The organism is Martelella sp. AD-3, assembly GCF_001578105.1.
Taxonomy (GTDB): domain Bacteria; phylum Pseudomonadota; class Alphaproteobacteria; order Rhizobiales; family Rhizobiaceae; genus Martelella.
Window position 1 is genome coordinate 1,391,881 of the sequence record NZ_CP014275.1, and the last position, 22,908, is coordinate 1,414,788.

Sequence of the window (22,908 nt, forward strand, 5' to 3'; positions counted from 1 at the left end):
TCAGGATTTGCCCGCAGACATTTTCAAACTTTCGCACCCGTCCCGGTATGACCGCCCATCCAGGCGGTCGCCTGTTGACCCATTTTTCTGAATTTTTCCGAGGCACCGTCGAGCTTTGCTTCCCATGCCGGATTGGGCTGCTGCCCGTCGGTCACCTTGAAGAAGGCCTGCAGCAGGCAGGCGATGGCAAAGGGCTCGATCAGGGCCGCCTTGATTGCCCAGGCAAAGAGGATGGCAAAGATGAAGCCGCCCGCCGACCAGGCGCCTGGAATGAGATAGACGACGGCGGCTGCCGGTGCGAGCATGAGCAGGAAGGCGATGAAGGAAAGTCCGTAGACGAACAGTGTCACCCAGGCTGCGTTGATCATCATCGGCTTTGCGTTCTGGCCATAGAGAACGAGGGCCTCGCGCGCGGAGGCCCACGGATTGTCGCTGCGATGGCGGAAGGCGTGGGCGAGGATCACCTCGTCGAGCAGGCCGACGGCAATCTTGAGGTAGCCGCGGATCAATCCAGCAATATTGTTCAGGCCCGGGATCGGCACCAAGGTCAGGATTCCTTCCAGGAGACCGGTAACGACCCGCAAAACGCCCTTCACCAGTTGGTCGATGCCGAAGAGCACCGAGGTCTGACCGAAGTGATCCGCGACGATGGTGCGCGCATAGGCGATCTGGCTCTGCCCGCGCGGAAGGCTTCTGCCGTCGAGCGCCTCGACCATGACAGCGATATGGCCGGCCTTGACCACATAGAGCAGGTATTCTCGCATGAAGAAAATCACGCCCGCCGTCAGCGCAAAGCCGATGCCTCCGCCCCAAAGGGCGCCGGTCGCACGCTGTCCGGCATCGCCAAAGCCCGCCACAGCATAACCGAGGCCGGCGCCCGTCCCCGTGACGGCAACGAAGAACACAGCGATCACGAAATAGACAATGACCCTGAAAATGATGAAAGGCGCGGTTCGCCCCATGATGACAAGGCTTTTGGTGACAGAGAAATCCCACATGCGACGCTCACATCCCCTAATTTGAGCATGTGCGCAGTTTACGCAGGGCTGAAACCTGCCGCCCCCTCTATTTGCAGGGGGAAAGGCTCGCTAGCGAGCAGAGCAGGACGACGAGATCGCTCTGCCGGTTGGTGGCAGTCTTGGCGAAGAGGTTCTTCAGGTGATAGGCGATCGTGGTCTGCGAGACGCCCATGATCTCGGCTATTTCGTCGCGCCTCAGTCCCTTGGCGAGAAGGGCGGCAAATTCCGCCTCCTTCGGCGTCAGCCCCAGCGCCTTCTGCAGGAGGCCCGGCTCGGGCATGTGCCGGTTTTCCGGATCGACAATCAGCACCATGGCGGCGGGCCGTCCACAGCATTCATCCGCCACCCGGCCGATCAGAAGGATGAAATTCTGGATGCTGTCCGGCATGGCAACCTTGACGGCGCCGATCGTATCGCGGTCGCTGTCAAACAGGCTTTCGACCGCATGGCGGAGCCGCCCGTTGTTGCGCGCCAGTGCCATCGTCTCGGCAAGCAGGATGGGGTCCTCGGTTTCTGCAAGCTGAAGCGCCGCGGCATTGGCATGGATGACGCCCATATCCGCGTCGATCAGGACAAGGGCCTGCGAGAGCGTTTCAAGCGCTGAAAACCTGCCGGAATCACGCTCGGCAAGCGCCTTTTTCGTTGCTTCGATCCGATATCCCGTCACCCGCTCTACCTGTCTGAGATGAGCGGCGAGCGTTGCCAGCATCATCTCGTAGTCCACCGGCTTGACCAGATAGTCATCCGCACCGGATCGCTTCCCGGTGATAATGTCCGAGCGCTCGGCAAAGGCTGTGAGGAAGAGGAAGGGTACGTGAGACAGGTCGTTTCGGTTCTGCCTGATATGTTTTAGCAGGGCCCGGCCATCAAGGCCGGGCATGGCGATGTCGCACAGGATGAGGTCGGGCGTGAGCGTTGTGAGCGCTTCGAGCGCGGCATTGCCGTTGCGCACCGGCGCCGGGACATAGCCTGCCTCGTCAAGTTCCGCGCAGATATCGTCGAGGAGGGCGGGTTCGTCCTCGCAGACCAGGATAACGGGCCGGTCATGCATCGCCACGGTCCTCCGGTTTTTTTTCGTTCGGCAGCAAAAGAGTGAACGTCGCGCCAGCGCCGGGTTCGCTTTCAAGCAGAATGCGCCCGCCCAAGAGGTCGGCGAGACGGCGGGCTGTCCAGAGGCCGATGCCCGATCCCTCCGGCGGGCGATCTGCCGAACCGCGGCGGAAGCGCTCGAACAGCTTATCGCGCATCTCGATCGCGACGCCGCATCCGTAATCCCGGACGGAGCAGGAGACGAGTCCGTCGCGCGTCGCCAGCTCAACCTTGATCGGCGCGGTGTCGCCTGAATATTTGGCGGCATTATCGATCAGGTTCATCAGAATGTGGATGACCAGTTGCGGATCGCAGTAGGCGGATATCGACGTGTCGTTGCTCAGAAACCTGATCTTGCGTTCGCCAAGACGGATCTGCATGTCCTTGACCAGGCCGAAGACAACCGGAACCAGATCGACATACCGGGCGTCGACCCGCTTCAGCCCGTTATCGAGCTGACCCACCAGCAGTGCGGCATCAACCAGCCGGTCCAGCGAGGCGACCGTGTCGCGGATCGTCTTCTGCTTTTCGGCCAGCGCCTCGTTGTCGAGACTGCGTCCGCGCCGCAGCAGCCGTTGCGCCGCGCTGTCGATGACGGCCAGCGGCGTTCTGAACTGATGGGAGACGACGGCAGCGAAATCGCGCCAGTAGGCAACGGTTGCCCTTTCGCGGTCGAGGTCCTGCTCAAGCCGTTTCGAACGGCGCGCCAGTTCCTGTGCCTCGAACTTCAGCCGTTGGTCGGTCACGATGCGCCAGCCGAGATAGATGGCAGCGGCCATGACGCCGAGAAGGGAGTAGACCACCTGGCCAACGGCGCTTCGGTAGCGCTCAAGCCTTAGGGAGAGGTTGTCCCACTCCACCACCATGGTGCGGTTTGCCGCCCGGTTAAGCGTCCGCTCCAGCTTTTCCAGCGCGAAGGAGAGTTCACGCCGTGCAAAGGCGGAACCCGCGTCCCGTTCAGGATCGAAGCGGTTGACGGCTGCGGCCTCCTGTTCGAAGTTCTCCAGAACGCCGCGATCGTCGAGATAGCGCAGTTGCGGGCCGTCAAAGAGCAGGGCTATCCGGCTCGAAAGAAGATCGTATCGCCGGGCTATGGCCTCGCCATCCTCCGGCGTTTCCATGAGTTGAACCTTCAGCCGCAGAGCCTCGACCTCGCTTTGAGTGATCACCCAGAGCATATTGGTGGCATTGTCGATCCGCATCGTCTTTTCGATCGCGACGAGCCGGATAATGCCGAAGACGACCAGTCCGGTGAAGGCAAGGAGCACGACGGTCGGCGGACCGGAACGCCACATCCAGCCCTGTTTCATGGCGTTTCAAGCCGATCGAGCTGCCATACCCAGCGATAGTCGTAGCGAATATCCTGCAACTCGGAAGCATCGTCACGGGGGTAGACGATCCAGACCGGGCCCTTGTCCCGCGGCGTCAGCTCTTCGCCATTCATGGTGATGGCGGCGATGACGTCGAACCGTTCGAAATCGCTGGTCGGGATCGTTACCTCGTAATCGTTGAGCGCTCGCGCCCGCACGCTGTCGCCGTCAAAACCTGCATCCGCAAGGAGCTCGCGCATCAGCGGCCCGGAAAAGATCTGGGGGCCGTCGGTCACGCTGGTGTGGGTTTCAAGCCGATGCTGGGGAAAGGCCGCCAGCATCGGCCGACTGTAGCCTTTCTCGCCATCCTCAGTCGAAATCATCAGGACGCTGTCATCAGCCCTCAGCGGATTGCAGGCCAGCAGAATGGCGGCAATAACTGCGCAAAGAAGAAATGCCCGCTTTCTCAACTTCCTCTCCAAAGGCAGCGAGTTTTATTTTCCTGAATTATGTTACCTAATATTTATCTCAAGTAGAAGGTTGCCTTCACGACTATCTTGCAATCAGGCGGCGTCAGTGCCCTCCCGCCGTTAACGGCTTTGGCCGTCTTTCTAGAGGTATTCCCTGAATAGCCCCGCGAATTGTAGACAGGCGACCATGAGTAAGTCGATACCGTTCGTCAGATCCCGGAACGAGGCTATCCGGTGTCGGAAGTCTCTCAACGGCTCGGTGTAAACCAGCCGTAGCCCGCGTATGGTCAGGTTGCGGAGGAATTCCGTCCAGATCGGCGCGGCTTCTGATGAAGATTTTCCGTCTCAACGCCTTTGAGACAGATCATGCTTAACGGATAAGGGAGGAATTTGGCTCATCATAGCGCACGCAAAAGAAGCGAAGATGAGACAGAAATCCGGGCAGCAGAAGCCGAGCGCAGACAAGGCGATCAAGGATATCCGCCGGGCCACACGTAAATTCTATTCTGCGGAAGAAAAGATCCGCATTGTGCTGGAAGGCCTGCGCCGCCGGGCGCCAGGCAATTATATCCTCACGCCCATTTTTGCGAGCACCTTAACGGTGCTGCTGACGTCAATGACGTTCGTACTCGAAATCGACATCGATGTCCGGCGGCTCGCGCCGTTCTTCCGATGCGAAGCGCTCGAACAGGAGATCATTGCGATCGGGATCAACCGAGGTCACGCCAGGCACATAGCAGACGGCAGAGCTGGCCGCCGATCCCCGACCCCGACAGAGAATGTCCTTGGAGCGGACAAAGCGGACGATCGCATTCACCGTCCGGAAATACGGCGCATAGTCCAGCTTCTCGATCAGAGCCAGCTCATGGCCGAGATCGGACCTCACCTTGTCGGGCAGGCCTTCGGGATAGCGCTCGGCCGCACCTTCACGGGAACGAAGGTCGCTCGATCTCTTGATCAGGCTTGTCACGTTAGACTCGCGCATATAATGTCACTAACTGACATAATCAATCGATCATGGGAGGAGCCTTATGTCTAAAGCATCTTTGTCCTCAACGCCTGTGCACCGCACGCACGAGGGCCGTATCGCCATCGTCACCGGCGCAGCTCGTGGTTTCGGCCAGGCATTCAGTCTCGGTCTCGCCGCACGCGGTGCGACCGTGGTGGGTGTCGATCTGCTTGACCTTTCGAAGACGAACCAGAAGGTGACCGAGCTCGGGAGTACGTTCCGCGGGTTTCAGATCGATCTGACCGATCCTGAGGCTGTCTTAGCAATGGCAGCAGCGGTGGACGACGAATTCCATCAGATCGATATCCTCATCAACAATGCCGGGATCGCTGACCCCGAGACCTGGGACGAGCTCAACTTCGCGCGCTTCTCACAGGTGCTCAATGTGAACTTGAACAGCCAGTTCCTGATGGCGAAGGCCGTCACGCCGATCATGAAGCGTAACGGGTACGGTCGTATCCTGAACATGAGTTCGTTGACGGTGCAGATGAATATTGACGTCAACATCGCATACCGCGTATCGAAGATGGGGGTCATCGGGCTGACGCGCGCGCTCTCCGGTAGCCTGGGCAATGCGGGGATCACCGCAAACGCGATCAGCCCCGCCTACACGCCGACAATGATGATTGCCCAGAGCGGACACGAAGGCGAAGGCGAAGCCGTGGCCCAGATGCAGAGCATCAAGCGCCCGGCGACCATGGAGGATACGGTCCCCACGGTGATGTTCCTGACCAGCGAAGACGCTCACTGGGTCACCGGGCAGTCCTTCAACGTCGACGGAGGCCTCTCATTCAACCTGCCGTGATCGACAGCGAAGCGAGGACATAGTGCCCAGGACAAGAGACGAAGAGCAGGTCCGGATCGCCTCGGAGGCATGCCTACGCGTATTCGCCTTGAAAGGGCCACCTGCCACCTGCGTTGCCGAGTTGGCGGAGGCGGCAGGTATCAACGAGCGCAAGTTCTATCGCTGGTTCTCGACTAAGGAGCAGTCTATACGTCCGGCCCTCGAGGCCGGGGCGAAACAGTTCAGAGAACTGGTCGATCAATCGGATATGCCTTTACCGCAGGCGACAATCGATGCCTTCGCCGAGGTGATATGGAATGACAATCGGGAACGCAGCATGGCTCTCTATCCCGCCATATTCGGCGACCCGGTCACCTGGGCCGTGTTCCTTGACACCATCGACAACAGCCAGGTGCATCTCGTAGCCACAGTCGCAAAAAAGATGAGGATCGACAAAGGCTCGATGGCGGCGCGCCTGGCTGCGGCGGCCATCACGAGCGCGGTTCGCTTCGCGCTGCAAGACTTCGCAGCCACTGGCGACGATCCCCGCCCTAACTTCGAGAAGGCCATCCAGGCGTATCAGGACGGCGTTTTCTCCGACTGATGTTTCCGGCGCGCGTGCGGACCGTCTGTTTTCAGTAAATCGGAGAGGTGACTTGAACGGCAGACATGGTGATGGGTTTCGGGTGCCATCAGGCGTACGAAACCCATCACCATGTCTGCCTTTCAGAGTCCGGGCTCGATCTGTCGAAGACAAACACTTGGCGTTTGCAATGACGTGCTCGATCGCAAGATCTATCTTGAGGCGAAACGTTCCCTGGCTGCCTCCGTTTCAGGCATGTAAAACGATACTACGTTTCCTGCCGGGTCGCGGAATTGGAACGTCTTGTTGCCCCAGGGCATCGTCTTCATTTCGTGCACCAATGGCACCCTGTCTTTCAGCCGCTCGAATTCGGCATCAATATCCCCGACCTGAAACTCCAGATAGGCGGTGCGGTTCGATCCCGCCTCGCCGCTTCCTGCTTTCCAAAGTGCGACTGTTTCGGCCGCGCCGATTACCAGCGTCGCACCGGGGCAGACGATTTCGGCAAAGACCGGCGCGAGCCATTCGGCCTTGACGCCAGTAATCATTTCATAAAATGCGACCACTGTCTTGAGATCGGCTGCAATGAGGCGGACTGAAGCGAGTTTAATTTTTGACATCCGTTTGAGGGCTGATCCTTGAATTTACGACAAGTTGCTTGTCGCACAGCCCTGTTGCCATCATTATGGCAGCAGGAGTCAGTAGTGATGCGCCGGGCCGACCGTTTGTTTCAGATCATCCAGATATTGCGACGTTCGGAGCGGGTGGTGACGGCGGCTGCGATCGCCGAAGAACTGGAAGTCTCCAGACGACGACATGTCCCGTGAAACGGCGGGCCTCCAACATAACGTCGCCTTAAAGGCATGCCGGCTTTCGGGCACTTCAGGGGACGCTCTCTACGTCCGGCATGGGGGCGCTTTCTTGACCGGCAACAAGGGGGCCGTGAGGAGACGGTCGGCTCGCGTGCTCCGATCGCGTTTAGCTGACATTCGTCGACTCCGGATGCGCGGGCGTTTCCTGTCCTTTGCCGCCGTCTACGAAAATCGCAACGAATGTCGGCTGTGAGCCCATCTTGCATGAAGCTGCAATTGCAGCGATTGTCTTCTTCAAGAAATTCCTCGTGACTCAGATATGTATTGTTAAAAGGTGCCAAGTACCAATGGTTGAAACAGCCGCGACAGAGCATTCCGGCAAACTCGAGGTAAAAATTCCAGAGGAGACCCATACAGCCGGCTCGCCAAGCGTGGTTCGAGTTGTGGTGCACAATCCTTTTCCTGTTGATGTGGAAATTCTCGAGATCTTGGCGCCACAATCCTCACTTGTTCGCAGGGTAATGAATGGGAGCGGAAAACCGCCTCAGAAACAGTCTGAAGCAGATAGTTCAGCTTTTGTAGATGATACCCCTGTTAAAAGGACAAAGAAGGAGGGCTATATCGCCGAGAGTTTGATATCTGGCCTCCTTGTTTCATCTGTGAGCGTTGCTGGGTTGGGGGTAAGCGCCAGCTTCTTTGACAAACCTCGAAGGTTTATGCTGAGTGCAGAGCCCGGCTCGGACACAAGAATTGAAAGGGACTTGTCAGACTTTGATGAGGTGTCAATCTCTGCATCAGAAAACGCAAAGCTTACCATCGCTTCCTCCACACCTGACGATTCCCCTGATGAGCCAGAAACGCATCTGATTCGACCACACTGCGACAAGGTCGCCTATTTCTCAATTATGTCAAATGGGTGGTTATTCTTTACTCCACAGCGAATAAATCTGAGTACAGAAATTCGATACATAATTGGCGGTGAAGAAAGGACCCAAGTTGTAACGTCATACTTCGATATGAAACCACCTTTGGCATCAATGATTACAGGATCGATTTTTGGTGGAATTCTTGGCTCAATCGCGCGCGTATTACAAAACGGATCAGCATTTGAAGTTCAGTCGGCAATAGTTTCAGCTGGCGCATCTGTGATTATGAGCCTCATTGCGGCAATCGCTTTATCAAGAAAATCCGGCACACAAGGGTTCATTACTGTTGAGGACTTCTTCGGAGCATTCGTAATAGGATCGTTGATTGGCTATGGTGGGTCAGAGTACTTTGACAGAGCGATCTTGCCTCAAGATGGCTGATTGGGTGGAGCTCCTTTCGATCCGCTCATCTGAACGGCAATAAAGTTTGCACAGCAGTCACTCGTGCAAGTCGCAATAAGCGTCTGCTTCCCACCCCTCTTGGACCTTTGCTGCGAGGCAGACGAACGGCGGCTTTCGGGATGAGGTCGCGAACAGCAGAATGACCGAAACGGGGGCGCTTTCCTGACCGGCAGAAAAGGGCCGAGAGGGGACTGTCTGGTTAAGAGTGAAGATCAGGCTATGCGGACATTTGCCGTCACTGGACGCTGTGGCGCTTTGCGGCCCATTGCCGTCATTCGTAGTGGATGAATCGAATGTCTGCAAATGGCTATGAGCAAAGCGAACCTCGGCCTTAGTACTCGACGTCACAGATTATGTTTCACGGCTATCAAGGATGGAATCATGTACGCGTTTTGGCTCTTCATTTATGCGAGAGATTAATGACAATCACATCAATCTGGTGACGTAAATCTTGCGGCATAGCTTCGATTGTTGATTTGCGCTGAGAACTGACCCGGGATTGCGGGAAATTATCACTGAGATTTGACCCATGTTTCAATCACCCCTCGCGAGGTTCAAGCGGGGGTTCTGGAGTGATCGACATGGCGTTATTGAGCGTAATTCGGCGCTGGCATTTTCGAGAGCATTTATCGATCCGGGAGATTTGTCGCAGGACCGGCCTATCCCGGAATACCGTCCGGAAATATCTGCGACTTGACGGCGTTGAACCGAAGTTCAAAGTCCCGGAGCGGCCGAGCAAGCTTGATCCGTATGCGGATCGGCTGTCGGCCTGGCTGAAGACGGAGTCAAAGAAGGGCCGCAAGCAAAAGCGCACCTTGAAGCAACTCCATGCCGACCTGATGAGCCTCGGCTATGAGGGTTCCTATTGCCGTGTTGCAGCCTTTGCCCGGGAATGGAAGGCGGACCGGCAAAGGGAATTCCAGACGACAGGGCGCGGAACGTTCGTGCCTCTGGCATTTGAGCCGGGCGAAGCCTTCCAGTTCGACTGGTCTGAAGATTGGGCCATCATCGACAATGAGCGCACCAAGCTGCAGGTAGCGCATACCAAGCTGAGTTATAGCCGCGCCTTTATCGTCCGGGCCTACCTCCTGCAGACGCACGAGATGCTGTTCGACGCCCACAATCATGCATTCCGCGTCTTCGGCGGCATTCCAGGACGTGGGATCTACGACAATATGCGCACGGCGATCGACAAGGTCGGCCGTGGCAAGGATCGCGACGTCAACGTCCGTTTCCTGGCGATGGCCAGCCACTATGTGTTTGAGCCCGAGTTCTGCAATCCTGCATCCGGCTGGGAGAAGGGACAGGTCGAGAAGAATGTGCAGGATGCACGCCATCGATTCTTCCAACCCATACCCCGCTTCCCGTCATTGGAAGCCCTGAACGATTGGCTTGAGCTTCGCTGCAAGGAGTTCTGGACCAAGACCCCGCATGGTCAGATGCGCGGCACCATCGCCGACATCTGGGCTGAGGAGGCTCAGGTATTGATGCCTCTCTCCCGGCCATTCGACGGGTTTGTCGAATATACGAAACGGGTCACACCGACCTGCCTCGTGCATCTGGAACGCAATCGCTACAGCGTCCCGGCATCCTTCGCCAACCGGCCGGTGAGCATGCGGGTTTACCCGGAACGTGTTGTGATCGCTGCAGAAGGTCAGATCGTTTGCGAGCATCGCCGCGTCATCGATCGATCCCATGACCGGCCGGGACAGACGATTTACGACTGGCGGCATTATCTGGCGGTGGTGCAACGCAAGCCAGGTGCCCTGCGCAATGGCGCGCCATTCGCCGAACTCCCCGGTGCATTCCGATCCTTACAGCAATACCTGCTCAAGAGGCCGGGTGGTGATCGTGAGATGGTCGATATTCTGGCGCTGGTCCTTCAGCACGATGAACAAGCGGTGCTCTCGGCCGTGGACCTGGCGCTGAAGTCAGGCGTTCCGACCAAGACGCATGTACTGAACCTGCTGCATCGCCTCGTCGACGGTAAACCCTGTACGCCCCTCACCATTGATGCACCACAAGCCCTGACGCTCACCAATGAGCCCAAGGCCAATGTTGAACGATACGACACCCTGAGAAAGACGGAGGCTCGCCATGCGCCATAACCCCGCAAGCGGCGCGATCGTCATCATGCTGCGTCAATTGAAGATGCATGGCATGGCCCAAGCCGTCGGCGAGCTCACCGAACAAGGATCGCCGGCATTCGAAGCGGCAATCCCCGTCCTGTCACAACTCCTCAAGGCCGAAACCGCCGAGAGGGAAGTCCGTTCGACTGCCTATCAGCTCAAGACCGCACGCTTTCCAGCCTACCGTGATCTGAACGGCTTCGACTTTGCCAGCAGTGAGGTCAACGAAGCGCTTGTGCGCCAGCTCCATCGCTGCGAGTTCCTCGACGCCGCCAACAATATCGTTCTGGTCGGCGGTCCCGGTACAGGTAAAACGCACATTGCCACCGCGATCGGCGTTCAGGCCATTGAGCATCACCACAAGCGGGTTCGGTTCTTCTCAACAGTCGAACTGGTCAACGCGCTGGAACAGGAGAAGGCCCAAGGCCGCCCGGGTCAGATCGCCAATCGCCTGGCTCATTCCGATCTCGTCATTCTGGATGAACTGGGATATCTGCCGTTTAGTGCCTCAGGTGGCGCACTGCTCTTCCATTTGCTGAGCAAACTCTACGAGCACACCAGCGTAATCATCACCACCAACCTCAGCTTCAGTGAATGGGCCAGCGTGTTCGGCGATGCCAAGATGACCACCGCGCTGCTCGACCGCCTTACCCACCACTGCCATATCCTCGAGACCGGAAACGACAGCTTTCGCTTCAAGAACAGCTCAGCTCATGAAACCAAAACAACAAAGGAGAGACGGAGGAACTTGACCACGACAACCGAATAGAACGTTATATAAAGGCGGGTCAATTCTCGGCGCAAATCCCGGGTCAGTTCTCAGCGCAAATCAACACAACGTCTTCGTCGAGCGGCTCTGGCGGTCGATCAAATACGAGGAGGTCTACCTCCACGCCTACAAGACCGTGTCCGAGGCCCGCGCTGGCATCGGCCGCTATCTGACCTTCTACAACATCCGACGCCCGCATTCGTCCCTTGACCGGCAGACCCCGGATCAGGCTACTTCAACGCGCTGAAACCAATGAACGTGCCACAGCATAAGCGAGGCGGAAATCCACTTAGCAAAACGCCCGAAACTGTTCAGATAAACCGAGCCACCTCTATTATGCATTTCCGGTCCTGGATGGAGTGCTTTGACCATGTCAAATACCGCCTCCGACATAACCCGACTACGGGCCGCGCTTGCGGCTTCGCAGGCCCGCGCCGAGGCCGCCGAGAGCGAGCTGACGCAGGTCCGGGCGGTGGTCTCGACCGAGCAGGCCATGATCAAGCATCTGAAGCCGGAGATCACCGAACTCCGACGGGAACACTATGGCCACAGCTCGGAGCGTCGCGTCCGGCTGATCGACCAGATGGAGCTGCAGCTCGAAGAACTCGAAGCCGCTGCGACCGAAGACGCGATCGACGCTCTGAACATGGCGAAGACTAAGGCCGTGGCCAGTTTTGGGCGCCGCCGTCCGGCGCGCAAGCCATTGCTATTCCGTTGTAACAAGCTGAAACCAGTTGTCGAGAAAGCGCCCACGTTTGATGGTGTCAAGAAAGACGAGCAACTCTGGCCCCAGAGTTATTCTTTGCTCGCTTCCAGGCGCAGCAGCACGGACAGTAAGCCCAAGAACGTCGTTGGCAAAGACCGTGCGTCCCTCCGCTGATAACATCGCTGCGGCGACGAAGGCAGCAAGCGGATGAGTGGACTTGTCTGGGACGAAGATTGTCCAGGGAACCGATAATAGGTAGTCCTGAGGTTCTATATAGTCGATCGGCGCTCCATCTACCTGTGCAGAGATGACACTGGAGAGGGGAATATTGTATCCGAGATCGATTTCGCCGGCGGCAAGCGCTGTGAGCAGCTCGGTGCCGGTTTCGAATATCCGTGCCTGTACGCTTCCGAAATCACGCGCCAGCCGCCAGGACAGAGCTGAGCGAAGCGAATCTTGTGTGGCGAGAAGGTAGGAGATGCTGTCGATCCCAACGTTGACGATACCAATTCGTTGGTAATAGGGGCTTGGTGACTGCTCCAGGGCGCGTGCGAGTGCCAGTCTTGTCGTCGGCAGGTCACCTGTTGTCATGGTATCCTCTTTGCGGATGACGAAGACGGCGGGATCGGAATGCATTTCAAAGAGTTCGTTGCGCCAGTGCGGTGGGCGCCCGTCCGGTCCCGCCGAGGCTATAAAGTCGACCAGTGGCCTGACGAAGCCATTGTTGCTCAGCGAGACGGCAATATCCGGCACAGGAAGAAGCACGATATCAGCGGAACCGAAGGTCGGTGTTCTGACCAAAGCGGCAATCTGCGGCGGGCGGAGCGAGGAGTAGTTGATGGCCAGTGAGGGAAAGCGCCCGGCAATCCAGTCCAGTAGGGGACGCATATTGTCGCGCGGCAATGTGCTTACGATCGTGAGGTCCGGCTCCGGCTGCTGCGCATTCAGGTCTGCCGGAGGCAAGAGCGCTGCCAGGCTCAGGAACGCGAATGCCGGCAACTTGATCCAGCCCGCCCGAAACCAGGGCTTGCGGGGCGTCTTGTCTGCGCCGGAGGCATTTGGGATTGGAAGGCGGACCTCCACCCGCAATCCGCCGCCGTCAGCTTCGTCGAGTTCGATTGTTCCGTGCGCCGCGCTGATAACCTCACGGGCGATGGCGAGGCCGAGTCCTGAGCCGGGCCTGTCCATCCGGTCCCGCACATAGCGCTCGAAAACGGCTTCCCTGCGGTCGAGCGCGATACCGGGCCCTTTGTCGCAAACTGTGAGCACGGCCTCGCTGCTCTGTGTCGTGACCGTCACCCGTGTCGGGCCTGGTGCATGCAGAAAGGCATTTTCGATCAGGTTGCGGATCATTTCGATCATTCCGACCGGATCGGCATCGATGAGTACCTGTTGGTCCGGGCGCGAGAACTCAACCTCACGGAGACCTTCTGCGAACTCGCCATTGCTCCCGATGCGGTTCAGTGCTTCTTCGACATAGTCGGATAGGTCGCCGGTCTCCGCCTCCCTCATCTTGAGTTTATGCAAAAGCGTTGCGTCAGTGAGCCATCGGTTTGCCAGAGTGCTGGCGGTGGCGGCGTTGCGATGAATCCTTGCGACCCTGTCGCGCATGATCTCAGCATCAGTTTCGTCGAGCGCAACCTCCGCCTGCGCGCGCAGCGCTGCAAGTGGCGTGCGAAGCTGATGGGCGGCATCAGCCGTGACGCGCCTCAACCCCTCCAGCGTCGAGGCGAGCTGGGCCATGAAATCATTGAGTGCGACGACGAGCGTTTCGATTTCCCTGGGGACGTCCCGTGAAATCGGGCTGAGGTCGGAGCGGGCTCGGTTGCGCAGGACCCTCGCCACCGAGCGTAGAGGCCGGAACGCAAGGCGGATGCCGCCCCACATAAGGAGAAAGGCGGCGACAGCGACGGCCGCCGCTGGAACGAGCGAGTCGACGATAAGATGGCTGGTCAGTGCGTTGCGTGATTCCCGCGTTTCGGCGACCAGCACGTCAATCCATCCCGCATCTCCGGTTGTCGCGTCGGTTCTGTAACGCGCTACTGCCGCGATGCGCACCGGCTCGCCGTCCATCGTTCCGTCCGAAAGCCTGAGGGAGGGGGTCTGCGGCGTCTCGATATCGAGGCCCAGAACCGGAGAGCCGGTGACGACCGACCCGTTCGGCGCCACGACCCGATAGAATATTCTGTTCATCTGGGTCGTTCCCAGGATGGCGAAGGCCGAATAGGGGATATCGACGATGACGTTGCCGTTCTCATAGGCGGCGGTATCAGCAATGGCCAGGGCCGCCGCTCCCAGCACGCGGTCGAAAGCTTCATCAGCGGCGCGGTAGGCATTGCTGTAGGCGGTGTTGTAGAGCAGGGCCCCGGCGAGAAGAAACACGAACCCGGCGCTTGCAATCACCGCTTTTTCGATCGAAAGGCGCGCCAGCCGCTGCCGGATTGAAAGGCGGTCGGTCATTTCCTGCTCCGGTTTCTCCTCTTCGGCAGAAGTCTTAACGCTGGCTGCTTGTTTCCCGCAAGATGTAGCCGACTCCGCGCTGCGTGATGATCTCGACCTGGGCGCCCTGCAGTTTTTTTCGCAGACGAGAGACCAGCAGTTCCACCGCATTGGGCGTGCCCGCGTCATCATGGCCGAAAAGCCTGACTACGACATGCTCCTTGTTGACCGGCGTGCCGGGCGCTTTGGCCAGCGCCTCGAGCATATCGTATTCGCGGCGGCCGAGCTCGAGCGGCGCGCCGGCAAGGCTGGCCGCCCGGTTGTTCATGTCCAGTCTGAGATCGCCAAAAACGATTTCGCCGGTCGTTATGCCGCTGCTGCGGCGCGCAAGCGCGCGCACCCGCGCCGTCACCTCGCTGAGATCGCAGGGCTTGACGATGTAATCGTCGGCGCCAAGATCGAGCAGTCCCACCTTGTCGGCGATCTGGTTGCGGGCTGTCATGACCAGAACCGGCGTCCTGCTTCCGCCGTGACGGATTGCCGAAAGAACTTCAAAACCGTCGCGTTTCGGAAGGTTGATGTCGAGGATGACGACATCAAAGCCGTCACTCATGGCATAGTCCTCGCCGCGCTCGCCATCGCCGACATGTTCGACATCGTGCCCCTCGCGGCGCAGCTTTGTCGCAATGGCGTCGGCAAGGTCTTCCGAGTCTTCAACTAATAGTATTCGCATCTCTTCCCATGACAGGACTCTGACAGAAAATCCGCCTAGTCTCTTCTCCCAAGGGCCAAGGCGAAATCGCACGCGAGTTCTCCGGGCCCGGGAGGAGACTATACTTTGACGAACGCAGGAAGAACAGGCTTGCTGGCTTGCGCCATTGCCGTTTGCGCGTCGGCCGCCATGGCGGGCGCCGATGCCGAGCAATGCGCGAGGCCCTATCTGGCGGCGCCATACAGCGACTGCAACAATGATCTCGTCGCCGACCTTCCCGCCGACCCGGCGCTGTGGAGGAACCCGCCGACGCTGGTTTGGGCCTATGCGCCGATCGAGGATCCGGCGGTTTACGCCGAGCTCTTCAAGCCTTTCACCAACCACCTGAGCCAGTGCCTCGAACGACAGATAGTCTACTATCCCGTCTTGACCGGTGCCGCCGAAATCGAGGCTCTGAAATCGGGGCGGCTGCATTTCGCCGGGTTCGCGACGGGATCGACGGTCACGGCCGTTCGCGAGGCCGGCGCCGTGCCTTTCGCGACCAAGGGAATAGGCGACGAGGTCCGGGGCTATCGTCTGATCTCCGTGGTGCGGAAGGGGTCTCCCTATCACAAGCTCAGTGATCTTGTTGGCGGGCGGGTGGCGCATTCCAGTCCGTTGTCCAATTCCGGAAACCTCGCGCCCAGGGCCCTGTTCCCCGAACAGGGGCTGCGACCCGACATCGACTATATACCGATCATGTCCGGCGGACATGATAAGTCCCTGCTTGGACTGGTCGCCGGCGATTACGACATGGCCGCCGTCGCGTCGGATGTCTACGAGCGCATGGCGGACAGGGGCATGATCGATCCCGAGAGCGTGCGGATCATTTATGAAAGCCCGCTCTTTCCGACATCCTCGTTTGTCTATGCGCATGATCTCGATCCGGAGCTGTCATCCGCCCTGGAACGCTGCTTTTTCGGCTTTCTGTTCCCGCCGGAGATGCAGGCGGAATTCAATGGCGACACCAATTTCATTCCGCTTTCCTTCAAGGACAGCTGGGCGACGGTGCGCGACGTCATGGTCAGGGCAAACGCCATGGCGGAATAGAGCTTAGCCGAAGCGAAGGCGCCCGACGGCGCCGCTTACTCACACACGCAACAGCCGAGGTAAACTTCAATGGGATCTTTCACGGGATCGCCACCAGGGACGACTGTGCCCGCAGTCAGGGGCAAAAGCCGGATCCATCGCTGGCTTTACTACAGCCGCATTGCGGCGAACGAGCCGGCGGGACTGCTCGCCATCGTTCTCCTTGTACTCTTCTTCTACCTGATTGCCGCGCCCGTCCTTCTGTTGCTGGCAGATGCATTCCGGGTTCAGTACGCCGAGCAGGCGCGCACCGGAAAAGAGGTGGGGGCGCTGACAACCTATTACGTCCAGCGGGTCATGCTTTCACCCATCGCCCGGGATGTTTTCTGGACGCCGCTTTTCAATACGGCGACCATCGCGGCGGGTGCGATCGTCGTCGCGCTTGTCGTCGGCACACCGCTCGGCTGGCTCCTGAGCCGCACCGATCTTCCGGGCAAACGCTGGTTTTCGACCGCGCTCATCGTTCCCTACATGCTGCCGTCATGGACCTTTGCCCTGGCATGGACGACCCTTTTCAAGAACCGGACGACCGGCGGCGCCACCAGCTGGGCGGAGGCGGTTGGCTTCGAGCCGCCGGACTGGCTCGCCTACGGCTTCCTGCCGATTACGCTGATCCTGGCGTTGCACTACACGCCCTTCGTGATCCTGCTTTTCGGAAACGCCCTGCGCAAGTTCGATTCCCAGCTTGAGGATTCAGCCCGCATTCTCGGCGCCGGCCGATGGGACGTGGCGCGTCGCATAATATTGCCTTTGATGCTGCCGGCGCTGGTTTCCGCTTCAACACTGATCTTCGCCAAATGCCTCGGAGATTTCGGCGTGGCCTATATCGTCGGGGTTCCCGTCGGCTATGATGTTCTTGCCACCTCGCTGTTCCGCGCGATCAGCACCAGCCAGACCGGCGTCGCTGCCGTCCTGGCCGGAACGATCGTTCTGCTCGGCGCCGTCTCCATTCTCATCGACATGCGCCTTTTGAAGGAAGCGCGCCGTTTCGAGACGATCGGTTCGAAAAGCGCGATGAACAGGGTGACGCCGTTGCGAAAGTGGCGGCTTCCGGCGACCGGCTTCGCTCTTCTCGTTTTCACCGTCAGTGCAGCCATTCCGCTTCTGGCATTGGGGCTGACCACGGTGATGCTGCGTCCCGGCGTCTTCGCGCTGGACAACTTCACCCTGGATTTCTGGCTGGGCCGCAACCTCGAGACGACGGCACTGCATCAGGGTATTCTTCTCACGCCGGAATTCTGGGCCGCGACATGGAACACGGTGACCATCGTCGGCGGAGCGGCGATCAGCTCGGGAATTCTCGGACTGCTGGTGGGTTTCGCGGTCGCGCGATCGCCGGTCCCCTTCGTCGGCGGACTGCTGCGCCAGATCACGTTCATGCCCTATCTGGTTCCCGGCATTGCCTTTGCCGCGGCCTATCTGGTCATGTTCGCCTTTCCACGCGGCCCGCTGCCGGCGCTCTACGGGACGTCGATCATTCTGTTTCTGGCGCTCGTCGCCGACCAGATGCCCTTTGCATCCCGCGCGGGCATCACCGCCATGATGCAGCTTGGCAGGGATCCCGAGGACGCGGCGCGCATCGTCGGCGCCGGGTGGTTCCGGCGGTTGCGCTCGGTCGTCATTCCGATCCAGCGCGGCTCGCTGGTCTCGGGCATCCTTCTGCCGTTCATATCCGGTCTGAAGGGATTGAGCCTCGTCGTCGTCCTCGCCGTTCCCGGCACCGACGTCCTCACCACCTATGCCATCCGTCTCGTCGACTACGGATACAGCCAGGCGGCCAACGCGGTCGTGCTGATGATCTGCGCGATCGCCTTTTTCGGAACGCTGGGCGTGCAAAAGCTCACCAGAAGTTCGCTCTCTGACGGGTTGGGGAAGTAATCATGTCGAATATCAATCTCGTAAACATTTCGAAAGCCTATGCGAAGAATGCGCCGAAGGCCGTCGAGAACCTGGACATCGAAATCGCGGATGGTGAGTTCCTCTGCCTTCTCGGCCCTTCGGGCTGCGGCAAGACGACGACATTGCGCATGCTTGCCGGTTTGGAGCACCCAACGGATGGCAAGATCCTGATCGATGGAAAACCGATCGTTTCGGTCGATGACGGGATCTATACGCCTCCTGAAAAGAGGGGGCTTGGCCTGGTCTTCCAGAGTTACGCGCTTTGGCCGCACCTTTCCGTCGAAGAGAATGTCGCATTCGGGCTGAGGCTTCGGAAAGTGCCGCAGAGCGAACGCGACAAGACCGTTGCCGAAGTGATGGAGACGCTTTCGATCGCCCAGTATCGCGATCGCTATCCGAGCCAGCTTTCCGGAGGGCAACAGCAGCGTGTCGCACTGGCCCGGACGCTTGCGACCCGCCCCGGCATCATCCTGCTCGATGAGCCGCTGTCCAACCTGGACGCCAAGCTGCGGCTGGAAATGCGCGCGGAACTGAAGCGAATCCACCGCGAAATGGGGGCGACGATCATTTTCGTGACCCACGACCAGTGGGAAGCCATGACGCTCGCCACGACAATCGCGGTGATGAGCGATGGCACGCTCCAGCAGCTGGGCAATCCGACGGATATCTATGAAAGACCGGCGAACCGGTTTGTCGCGGGCTTCGTGGGAAGCATGCCGATCAACTTCATCGATATCTCCCATGGCGACACCGGCGTTCTGGCCACCTGGACGCGGACGATGCTGGCTGATCATGCAGAGCCGGCGAAAGTCGCGACCGTCGGCATCCGGCCCGAGGCGATCCGTGTTCTTCCCGAGGGAGAAAACGCGGGCCCGGACTGCGTCGTTGCCGCAGGTGCACACGTGAACGACGTGTTGCCGACCGGCGGAAGCTGGATCATCGAGCTGCTTGTCGAAGGCCGCAAGGTCTTCGCCATCACAGAGAGCACGCCGTCGCAACGTGCCGGCGATGCCGTCAATCTCGCTGTCGAGCGGGGCCACCTGCATCTTTTCGACAGCGAGGACAACCGGATCGCAACGGCCTGAAAGCCGCATGCGATTCCATCTTTACCCAAAAACCGGATTAATCTGGAGGAGAAACCCATGAAAACCATGATCCTGGCAACCACGGCTCTTGCGCTTGGCGGGGTGTTGCTGTCGTCCACCGTCAACGCGCAGGACCTCGGCATATCCGATTCGGACTACTCGCTTGACGCCCTCATCGAAGCGGCGCGTCAGGAAGAACCGATCACGGTCATCGACGCCACCGGCAAGATTGTGACGATGGCCGAGAACTTCACGGAGAAATACGGCGTTCAGGCGACGGGCGTCAAAATGTCCGCTTCCGAGCAGGAACAGGTCATCACCCGCGAGGCGCAGTCCAACAATGTGCGCACGGATGTCTTCAACATGAGCAACCTGCCGTCGGTCACCTCGCAGATCCTGCCGCAGGGCTTCGGCGTCAGCTGGTTCCCACCGGATCTTGCCGATGAGGTTCCTGAAAATTACCGCAACCCGGCGATCACCAGCCTCAATCCGTGGGTCTGGGCCTATAATGACGCGGTCTATACCGACGGTTGCCCGATCGACAACATGTGGGCGCTGACGGAACCGGACTGGAAGGGGCGCGTGGCCATTCCCGATCCGCTCCTGCGCAATGAAACCATGTTCTGGTTCAACCAGCTTGCCACCAACTCTGACGACAAAATGGCCGAGGCCTATGAAGCCTATTTCGGTGAGCCGCTTGATACCGATGAAGCGAGCGCCACCGCGGAATGGGTGAAACGCCTCGCCGCCAATCAGCCGGTCGTCACCAAGGGCGATTCCGATGTCGGTCCGATTATCGGCGCTCCGGGACAGGAAAAGCCGTTCATGGGCTTGCTGAGCGCGGCCATCTTCCGCCATGCCGACCGTGATGGCTACAGCATGGGGATTTGCGAGGGGCTGAAGCCATTTATCGGTCAGTTGACGCCGCGCGTCGCTGTCATTGCGGCTGGAACGGACAGCCCGAACGCCGCCAAGTTGTTCGTGCACTATATGATGACTGGCGAGGGCATGGCACCGCAGCTCTCCGACGGCAAGATCTCGACCAACGAAAATGCGGTCATGCCCGAAGACGAGCATTCCGGCGTGTTCGATGTCCGCGACCAGCTGCATGTCACCGACTCCGCGACCACAGCGGATGATTTTGCCAAGCTTCAGGACTGGCAGGACTTCTGGATCGTGAACAATCGCTAAATAGCATTGAGCAAGCGGGAAGTCGGAAATGAATTTCGGCTTTCCGCATCTGAACACAGCAGAAGAATCCGAGGGAACACGCTGATTCCTTGAGGGCGTGCGTCCATGCGAACGGTCGACGCGGGGAGAAGGCACCAGCATCATACCAGAAGCGTCGATAGTCCACTCTTGTTCGCTTGGGTACCCGTGGCTGTCCTGCTTGCACGGATCTGGATTCGGAAGGTCCTAGTCTCGGACGGTCTTCCGCCACACCATACGGGAGGACAGCATGATCGAACGCGGCTCATCATGCTCCGGCTCGGAAAGGTAGCTGACCGCAGCCTTGGCAAAATCATCAACCGGCTGACTGAAGGTCGTCAGATTGTAGCTGTCCCAAGTGGCCTGCTCGATATCATCGAAGCCGATGATGGAAACCTCTTCGGGCACACGTAATTTCAGACGCTGACGGGCAGCATCGAGCACGCCGCACGCGATCAAGTCGGTCGAGCAGAAAATGCCATCCGGACGTTCCGGCCGGGTCAGCAGACGCATACCGACATCGAGCCCCGTCTGATAGGAGGTCATGCCGCTTGCATCTTCGATGAGTGCCAAGCCTGCATCAGCCGCAGCGGCGGCAAAGCCCTTGCGTCGGTCCTCGAGGCTCGGGGTGCCCGCCAGAGATGAGGCAAATGCCATCCGCCTGCAACCCGCGGCGAACAAGGCGGCAAACGCTTGGCGCCCGGCAGCAGCGTCGTCCAGCCTTAGCTGAAGCGTGCCGGCGCGCTCTTCATCGCGATTGATCAGGACCAGGCGCATGCCATTGCGAAGGCAAATCTCCGCCAGCGATGTGTCCGGCATGCCGGAGAGAATGATCGCCGCTTCCGTGCGATAGGAAATGGCCTGCCGCAAGGCCTGGGCGACGCTTTCGTCCGACCGGTCCGTATTGATCAGCATGCCGACCTTGCCAGCAGCCTGCAACTGGCTCGAAAGGGCGGCAAGCAGGGTGGACCGATAGGGCGTATTAATCTCGGCCGCAATGAGAGCGACGATCCCCGTTTTCGATGTCAGAAGACCGCGCGCCAGATTGTTCACCTGGTACCCGAGTTTCTCGGCCGCCTCATAGACCTTTGCGCGGGTTTCGGAGGAAACGGAAGCGCCTGGCGTGAAGGCTCTAGAAACCGCCGTGCGAGAGACCCCGGCCAGCTCTGCTACATCTTTCGCACTTACCTGAGTTCTCATGATGCTGTCTTCTTGCAAACCTGTGCATTGGCGTAATTCATAGAATTAACGCCAAATTGCTACAGTTTATTGACATAAGGAAATTTTAAATTCAAGGTAATGCACAGCTGTGCATCATGCCAGCACCCGGAAACGGGAATGGGAGGAGAACATGAATACATTGAAGTGCGCCCTTGCGGGCGCAGCAATAATGTTGCCCGCCAGCGCCATGGCGGACGAGTTGAACCTGATCTGCTCGGCCGATGTCGTCATCTGTGAACGGCTTGTCACTGAGTTCGAGAGCAGCCATCCGGACACCGATGTGAACATGGTGAGAATGTCATCCGGTGAGGCCTATGCGAAAATCAGGGCCGAAGCGCGTAATCCGCAAACCGATCTCTGGTGGGGAGGGACGGGAGACCCTCATCTTCAGGCGGGACATGACGGGTTGACCGCCGAATACAAGTCGCCAATGCTGGCCGAGTTGCAGGACTGGGCGCAAGGACAGGCAGAAGTCTCTGATTTCCGTACGGTGGGAGTCTATTCCGGTGCTTTGGGCTGGGGATACAATAAAGAGCTGTTTGCGGAAAAGGGCATCGCCGCTCCGGAGTGCTGGGCCGACCTGCTGGACCCTGCCTTGAAGGGCGAGATCCAGATCGCCGACCCGAACTCGTCCGGCACGGCCTATACGACGCTTGCAACGCTCGTCCAGCTGATGGGTGAGGACGAAGCTTTCGATTTTCTGAAAAAAATGCACGCGAACGTCTCGCAGTACACAAAATCCGGCAGTGCTCCCGTGAAAGCGGCGGCACGCGGTGAAACAGGACTGGGTATTGTCTTTCAGCATGACGCTGTTGCTCAGGCAGTGTCCGGTTTCCCGATCGGAGTCGTCGCCCCCTGCGAGGGGACGGGATATGAGATCGGCTCCATGTCCATGATCGAGGGTGCGCAGAATCCGGAAGCAGCCAGGACCTTCTATGACTGGGTGCTGACGGCAGAGGTGCAGAACATGATGCCGGAAGCAGGTTCATTCCAGATTCCGTCAAATGCCAGCGCGACGCCGCCCGAAGAGGCGCCGGACCTGTCGACGATCAAGCTGATCGACTATGACTTTGCCGAGTATGGCAGCGCGGAAAGGCGCAAGGCCCTGCTGGCGCGGTGGGACGATGAAATCGGGTCCCTGCCGCTCCAATAACGTGACCTGACGCAGGCAGGCTGGAGCCTGCCTGCGTTCGCGCCCCTGAACTCA

Annotated in this window: 18 protein-coding genes and 4 pseudogenes; 13 read left to right on the forward strand and 9 right to left on the reverse strand. The window is 59.1% G+C overall.

The annotated features are described in order from the left end of the window. Nucleotides 1–23 precede the first annotated feature (23 nt). The 5 genes and pseudogenes from AZF01_RS06500 to AZF01_RS06520 form a co-directional block, all read right to left on the reverse strand. Complete coding sequence (locus tag AZF01_RS06500) at nucleotides 24–998, reverse strand: hypothetical protein (protein ID WP_024708604.1); 975 nt, start codon at nucleotides 996–998, stop codon at nucleotides 24–26. 67 nt (nucleotides 999–1,065) lie between these two features. Beyond that, on the reverse strand, nucleotides 1,066–2,070 hold the full coding sequence (locus AZF01_RS06505; RefSeq protein WP_024708603.1) for a response regulator: 1,005 nt from the start codon (nucleotides 2,068–2,070) through the stop codon (nucleotides 1,066–1,068). Next, nucleotides 2,063–3,418, reverse strand: coding sequence for a sensor histidine kinase KdpD (locus AZF01_RS06510; protein WP_024708602.1), 1,356 nt, complete (start codon nucleotides 3,416–3,418; stop codon nucleotides 2,063–2,065). Before AZF01_RS06510 ends, AZF01_RS06505 begins: the two co-directional genes overlap by 8 nt. Further along, nucleotides 3,415–3,888, reverse strand: coding sequence for a molybdopterin-dependent oxidoreductase (locus AZF01_RS06515; protein WP_024708601.1), 474 nt, complete (start codon nucleotides 3,886–3,888; stop codon nucleotides 3,415–3,417). The genes AZF01_RS06510 and AZF01_RS06515 overlap by 4 nt, the downstream gene beginning before the upstream one ends. A 619-nt stretch (nucleotides 3,889–4,507) precedes the next feature. Then, nucleotides 4,508–4,816 (reverse strand): annotated as a pseudogene (locus tag AZF01_RS06520) (Error-prone DNA polymerase 2); the annotation flags it as partial. A gap of 103 nt (nucleotides 4,817–4,919) precedes the next feature. Between AZF01_RS06520 and AZF01_RS06525 the strand changes: the two are divergent. Together AZF01_RS06525 and AZF01_RS06530 are read left to right on the forward strand one after the other, a co-directional pair. After that, on the forward strand, nucleotides 4,920–5,702 hold the full coding sequence (locus tag AZF01_RS06525) for an SDR family NAD(P)-dependent oxidoreductase (protein ID WP_081725799.1): 783 nt from the start codon (nucleotides 4,920–4,922) through the stop codon (nucleotides 5,700–5,702). Nucleotides 5,703–5,724: 22 nt separating this feature from the next. Further along, on the forward strand, nucleotides 5,725–6,285 hold the full coding sequence (locus AZF01_RS06530; RefSeq protein WP_024708598.1) for a TetR/AcrR family transcriptional regulator: 561 nt from the start codon (nucleotides 5,725–5,727) through the stop codon (nucleotides 6,283–6,285). Between the two features lie 191 nt (nucleotides 6,286–6,476). On the opposite strand, the gene AZF01_RS06535 is transcribed toward AZF01_RS06530, so the two are convergent. Then, entirely contained in the window at nucleotides 6,477–6,875 is a 399-nt protein-coding gene (locus AZF01_RS06535; protein WP_024708597.1) for a VOC family protein, read from the reverse strand. A gap of 96 nt (nucleotides 6,876–6,971) precedes the next feature. On the opposite strand from AZF01_RS06535, the pseudogene AZF01_RS23420 reads away from it, so the two are divergent. The 6 genes and pseudogenes from AZF01_RS23420 to AZF01_RS24435 form a co-directional block, all read left to right on the forward strand. After that, nucleotides 6,972–7,076 (forward strand): annotated as a pseudogene (locus tag AZF01_RS23420) (HTH domain-containing protein); the annotation flags it as partial. 260 nt (nucleotides 7,077–7,336) lie between these two features. Then, nucleotides 7,337–8,383 (forward strand): hypothetical protein, encoded by a 1,047-nt coding sequence (locus AZF01_RS23870; protein WP_152534553.1) that lies wholly within the window; start codon nucleotides 7,337–7,339, stop codon nucleotides 8,381–8,383. Nucleotides 8,384–8,985: 602 nt separating this feature from the next. Further along, nucleotides 8,986–10,512, forward strand: a complete 1,527-nt coding sequence (istA, locus tag AZF01_RS06540) for an IS21 family transposase (RefSeq protein ID WP_024706304.1) — start codon at nucleotides 8,986–8,988, stop codon at nucleotides 10,510–10,512. After that, the gene (gene istB, locus AZF01_RS06545) at nucleotides 10,502–11,302 is read left to right on the forward strand and encodes an IS21-like element helper ATPase IstB (protein WP_024706303.1); all 801 of its coding nucleotides are present in this window, start codon (nucleotides 10,502–10,504) and stop codon (nucleotides 11,300–11,302) included. The genes istA and istB overlap by 11 nt, the downstream gene beginning before the upstream one ends. Nucleotides 11,303–11,369: 67 nt before the next feature. Next, a pseudogene (locus AZF01_RS23425) lies at nucleotides 11,370–11,549 on the forward strand (integrase core domain-containing protein); the annotation flags it as partial. Between the two features lie 123 nt (nucleotides 11,550–11,672). Then, nucleotides 11,673–12,005: pseudogene (locus tag AZF01_RS24435) on the forward strand (transposase); the annotation flags it as partial. 3 nt (nucleotides 12,006–12,008) lie between these two features. Here AZF01_RS24435 and AZF01_RS06555 read toward each other — a convergent pair. Both AZF01_RS06555 and AZF01_RS06560 read right to left on the reverse strand, forming a co-directional pair. Next, the gene (locus tag AZF01_RS06555; protein ID WP_024709273.1) at nucleotides 12,009–14,468 is read right to left on the reverse strand and encodes a sensor histidine kinase N-terminal domain-containing protein; all 2,460 of its coding nucleotides are present in this window, start codon (nucleotides 14,466–14,468) and stop codon (nucleotides 12,009–12,011) included. A 34-nt stretch (nucleotides 14,469–14,502) separates the two neighbouring features. Further along, entirely contained in the window at nucleotides 14,503–15,180 is a 678-nt protein-coding gene (locus tag AZF01_RS06560) for a response regulator transcription factor (RefSeq protein ID WP_024709274.1), read from the reverse strand. A 105-nt stretch (nucleotides 15,181–15,285) separates the two neighbouring features. On the opposite strand from AZF01_RS06560, the gene phnD reads away from it, so the two are divergent. From phnD to AZF01_RS06580, 4 genes are all read left to right on the forward strand, one after another. Continuing rightward, nucleotides 15,286–16,248, forward strand: a complete 963-nt coding sequence (gene phnD, locus AZF01_RS06565) for a phosphate/phosphite/phosphonate ABC transporter substrate-binding protein (protein WP_051424123.1) — start codon at nucleotides 15,286–15,288, stop codon at nucleotides 16,246–16,248. A 105-nt stretch (nucleotides 16,249–16,353) separates the two neighbouring features. Further along, nucleotides 16,354–18,165 (forward strand): iron ABC transporter permease, encoded by a 1,812-nt coding sequence (locus tag AZF01_RS06570; protein ID WP_024709276.1) that lies wholly within the window; start codon nucleotides 16,354–16,356, stop codon nucleotides 18,163–18,165. A 2-nt stretch (nucleotides 18,166–18,167) separates the two neighbouring features. After that, nucleotides 18,168–19,271, forward strand: a complete 1,104-nt coding sequence (locus tag AZF01_RS06575) for an ABC transporter ATP-binding protein (protein WP_024709277.1) — start codon at nucleotides 18,168–18,170, stop codon at nucleotides 19,269–19,271. 57 nt (nucleotides 19,272–19,328) lie between these two features. Next, on the forward strand, nucleotides 19,329–20,462 hold the full coding sequence (locus AZF01_RS06580; RefSeq protein ID WP_024709278.1) for an ABC transporter substrate-binding protein: 1,134 nt from the start codon (nucleotides 19,329–19,331) through the stop codon (nucleotides 20,460–20,462). Nucleotides 20,463–20,687: 225 nt separating this feature from the next. Here AZF01_RS06580 and AZF01_RS06585 read toward each other — a convergent pair whose 3' ends face one another. Next, nucleotides 20,688–21,680, reverse strand: coding sequence for a LacI family DNA-binding transcriptional regulator (locus AZF01_RS06585; protein ID WP_024709279.1), 993 nt, complete (start codon nucleotides 21,678–21,680; stop codon nucleotides 20,688–20,690). Between the two features lie 151 nt (nucleotides 21,681–21,831). Between AZF01_RS06585 and AZF01_RS06590 the strand changes: the two genes are divergently transcribed. Beyond that, a complete protein-coding gene (locus AZF01_RS06590) occupies nucleotides 21,832–22,854 on the forward strand; it encodes an ABC transporter substrate-binding protein (RefSeq protein ID WP_024709280.1) in 1,023 nt (340 codons plus the stop codon). Nucleotides 22,855–22,908 lie beyond the last annotated feature (54 nt).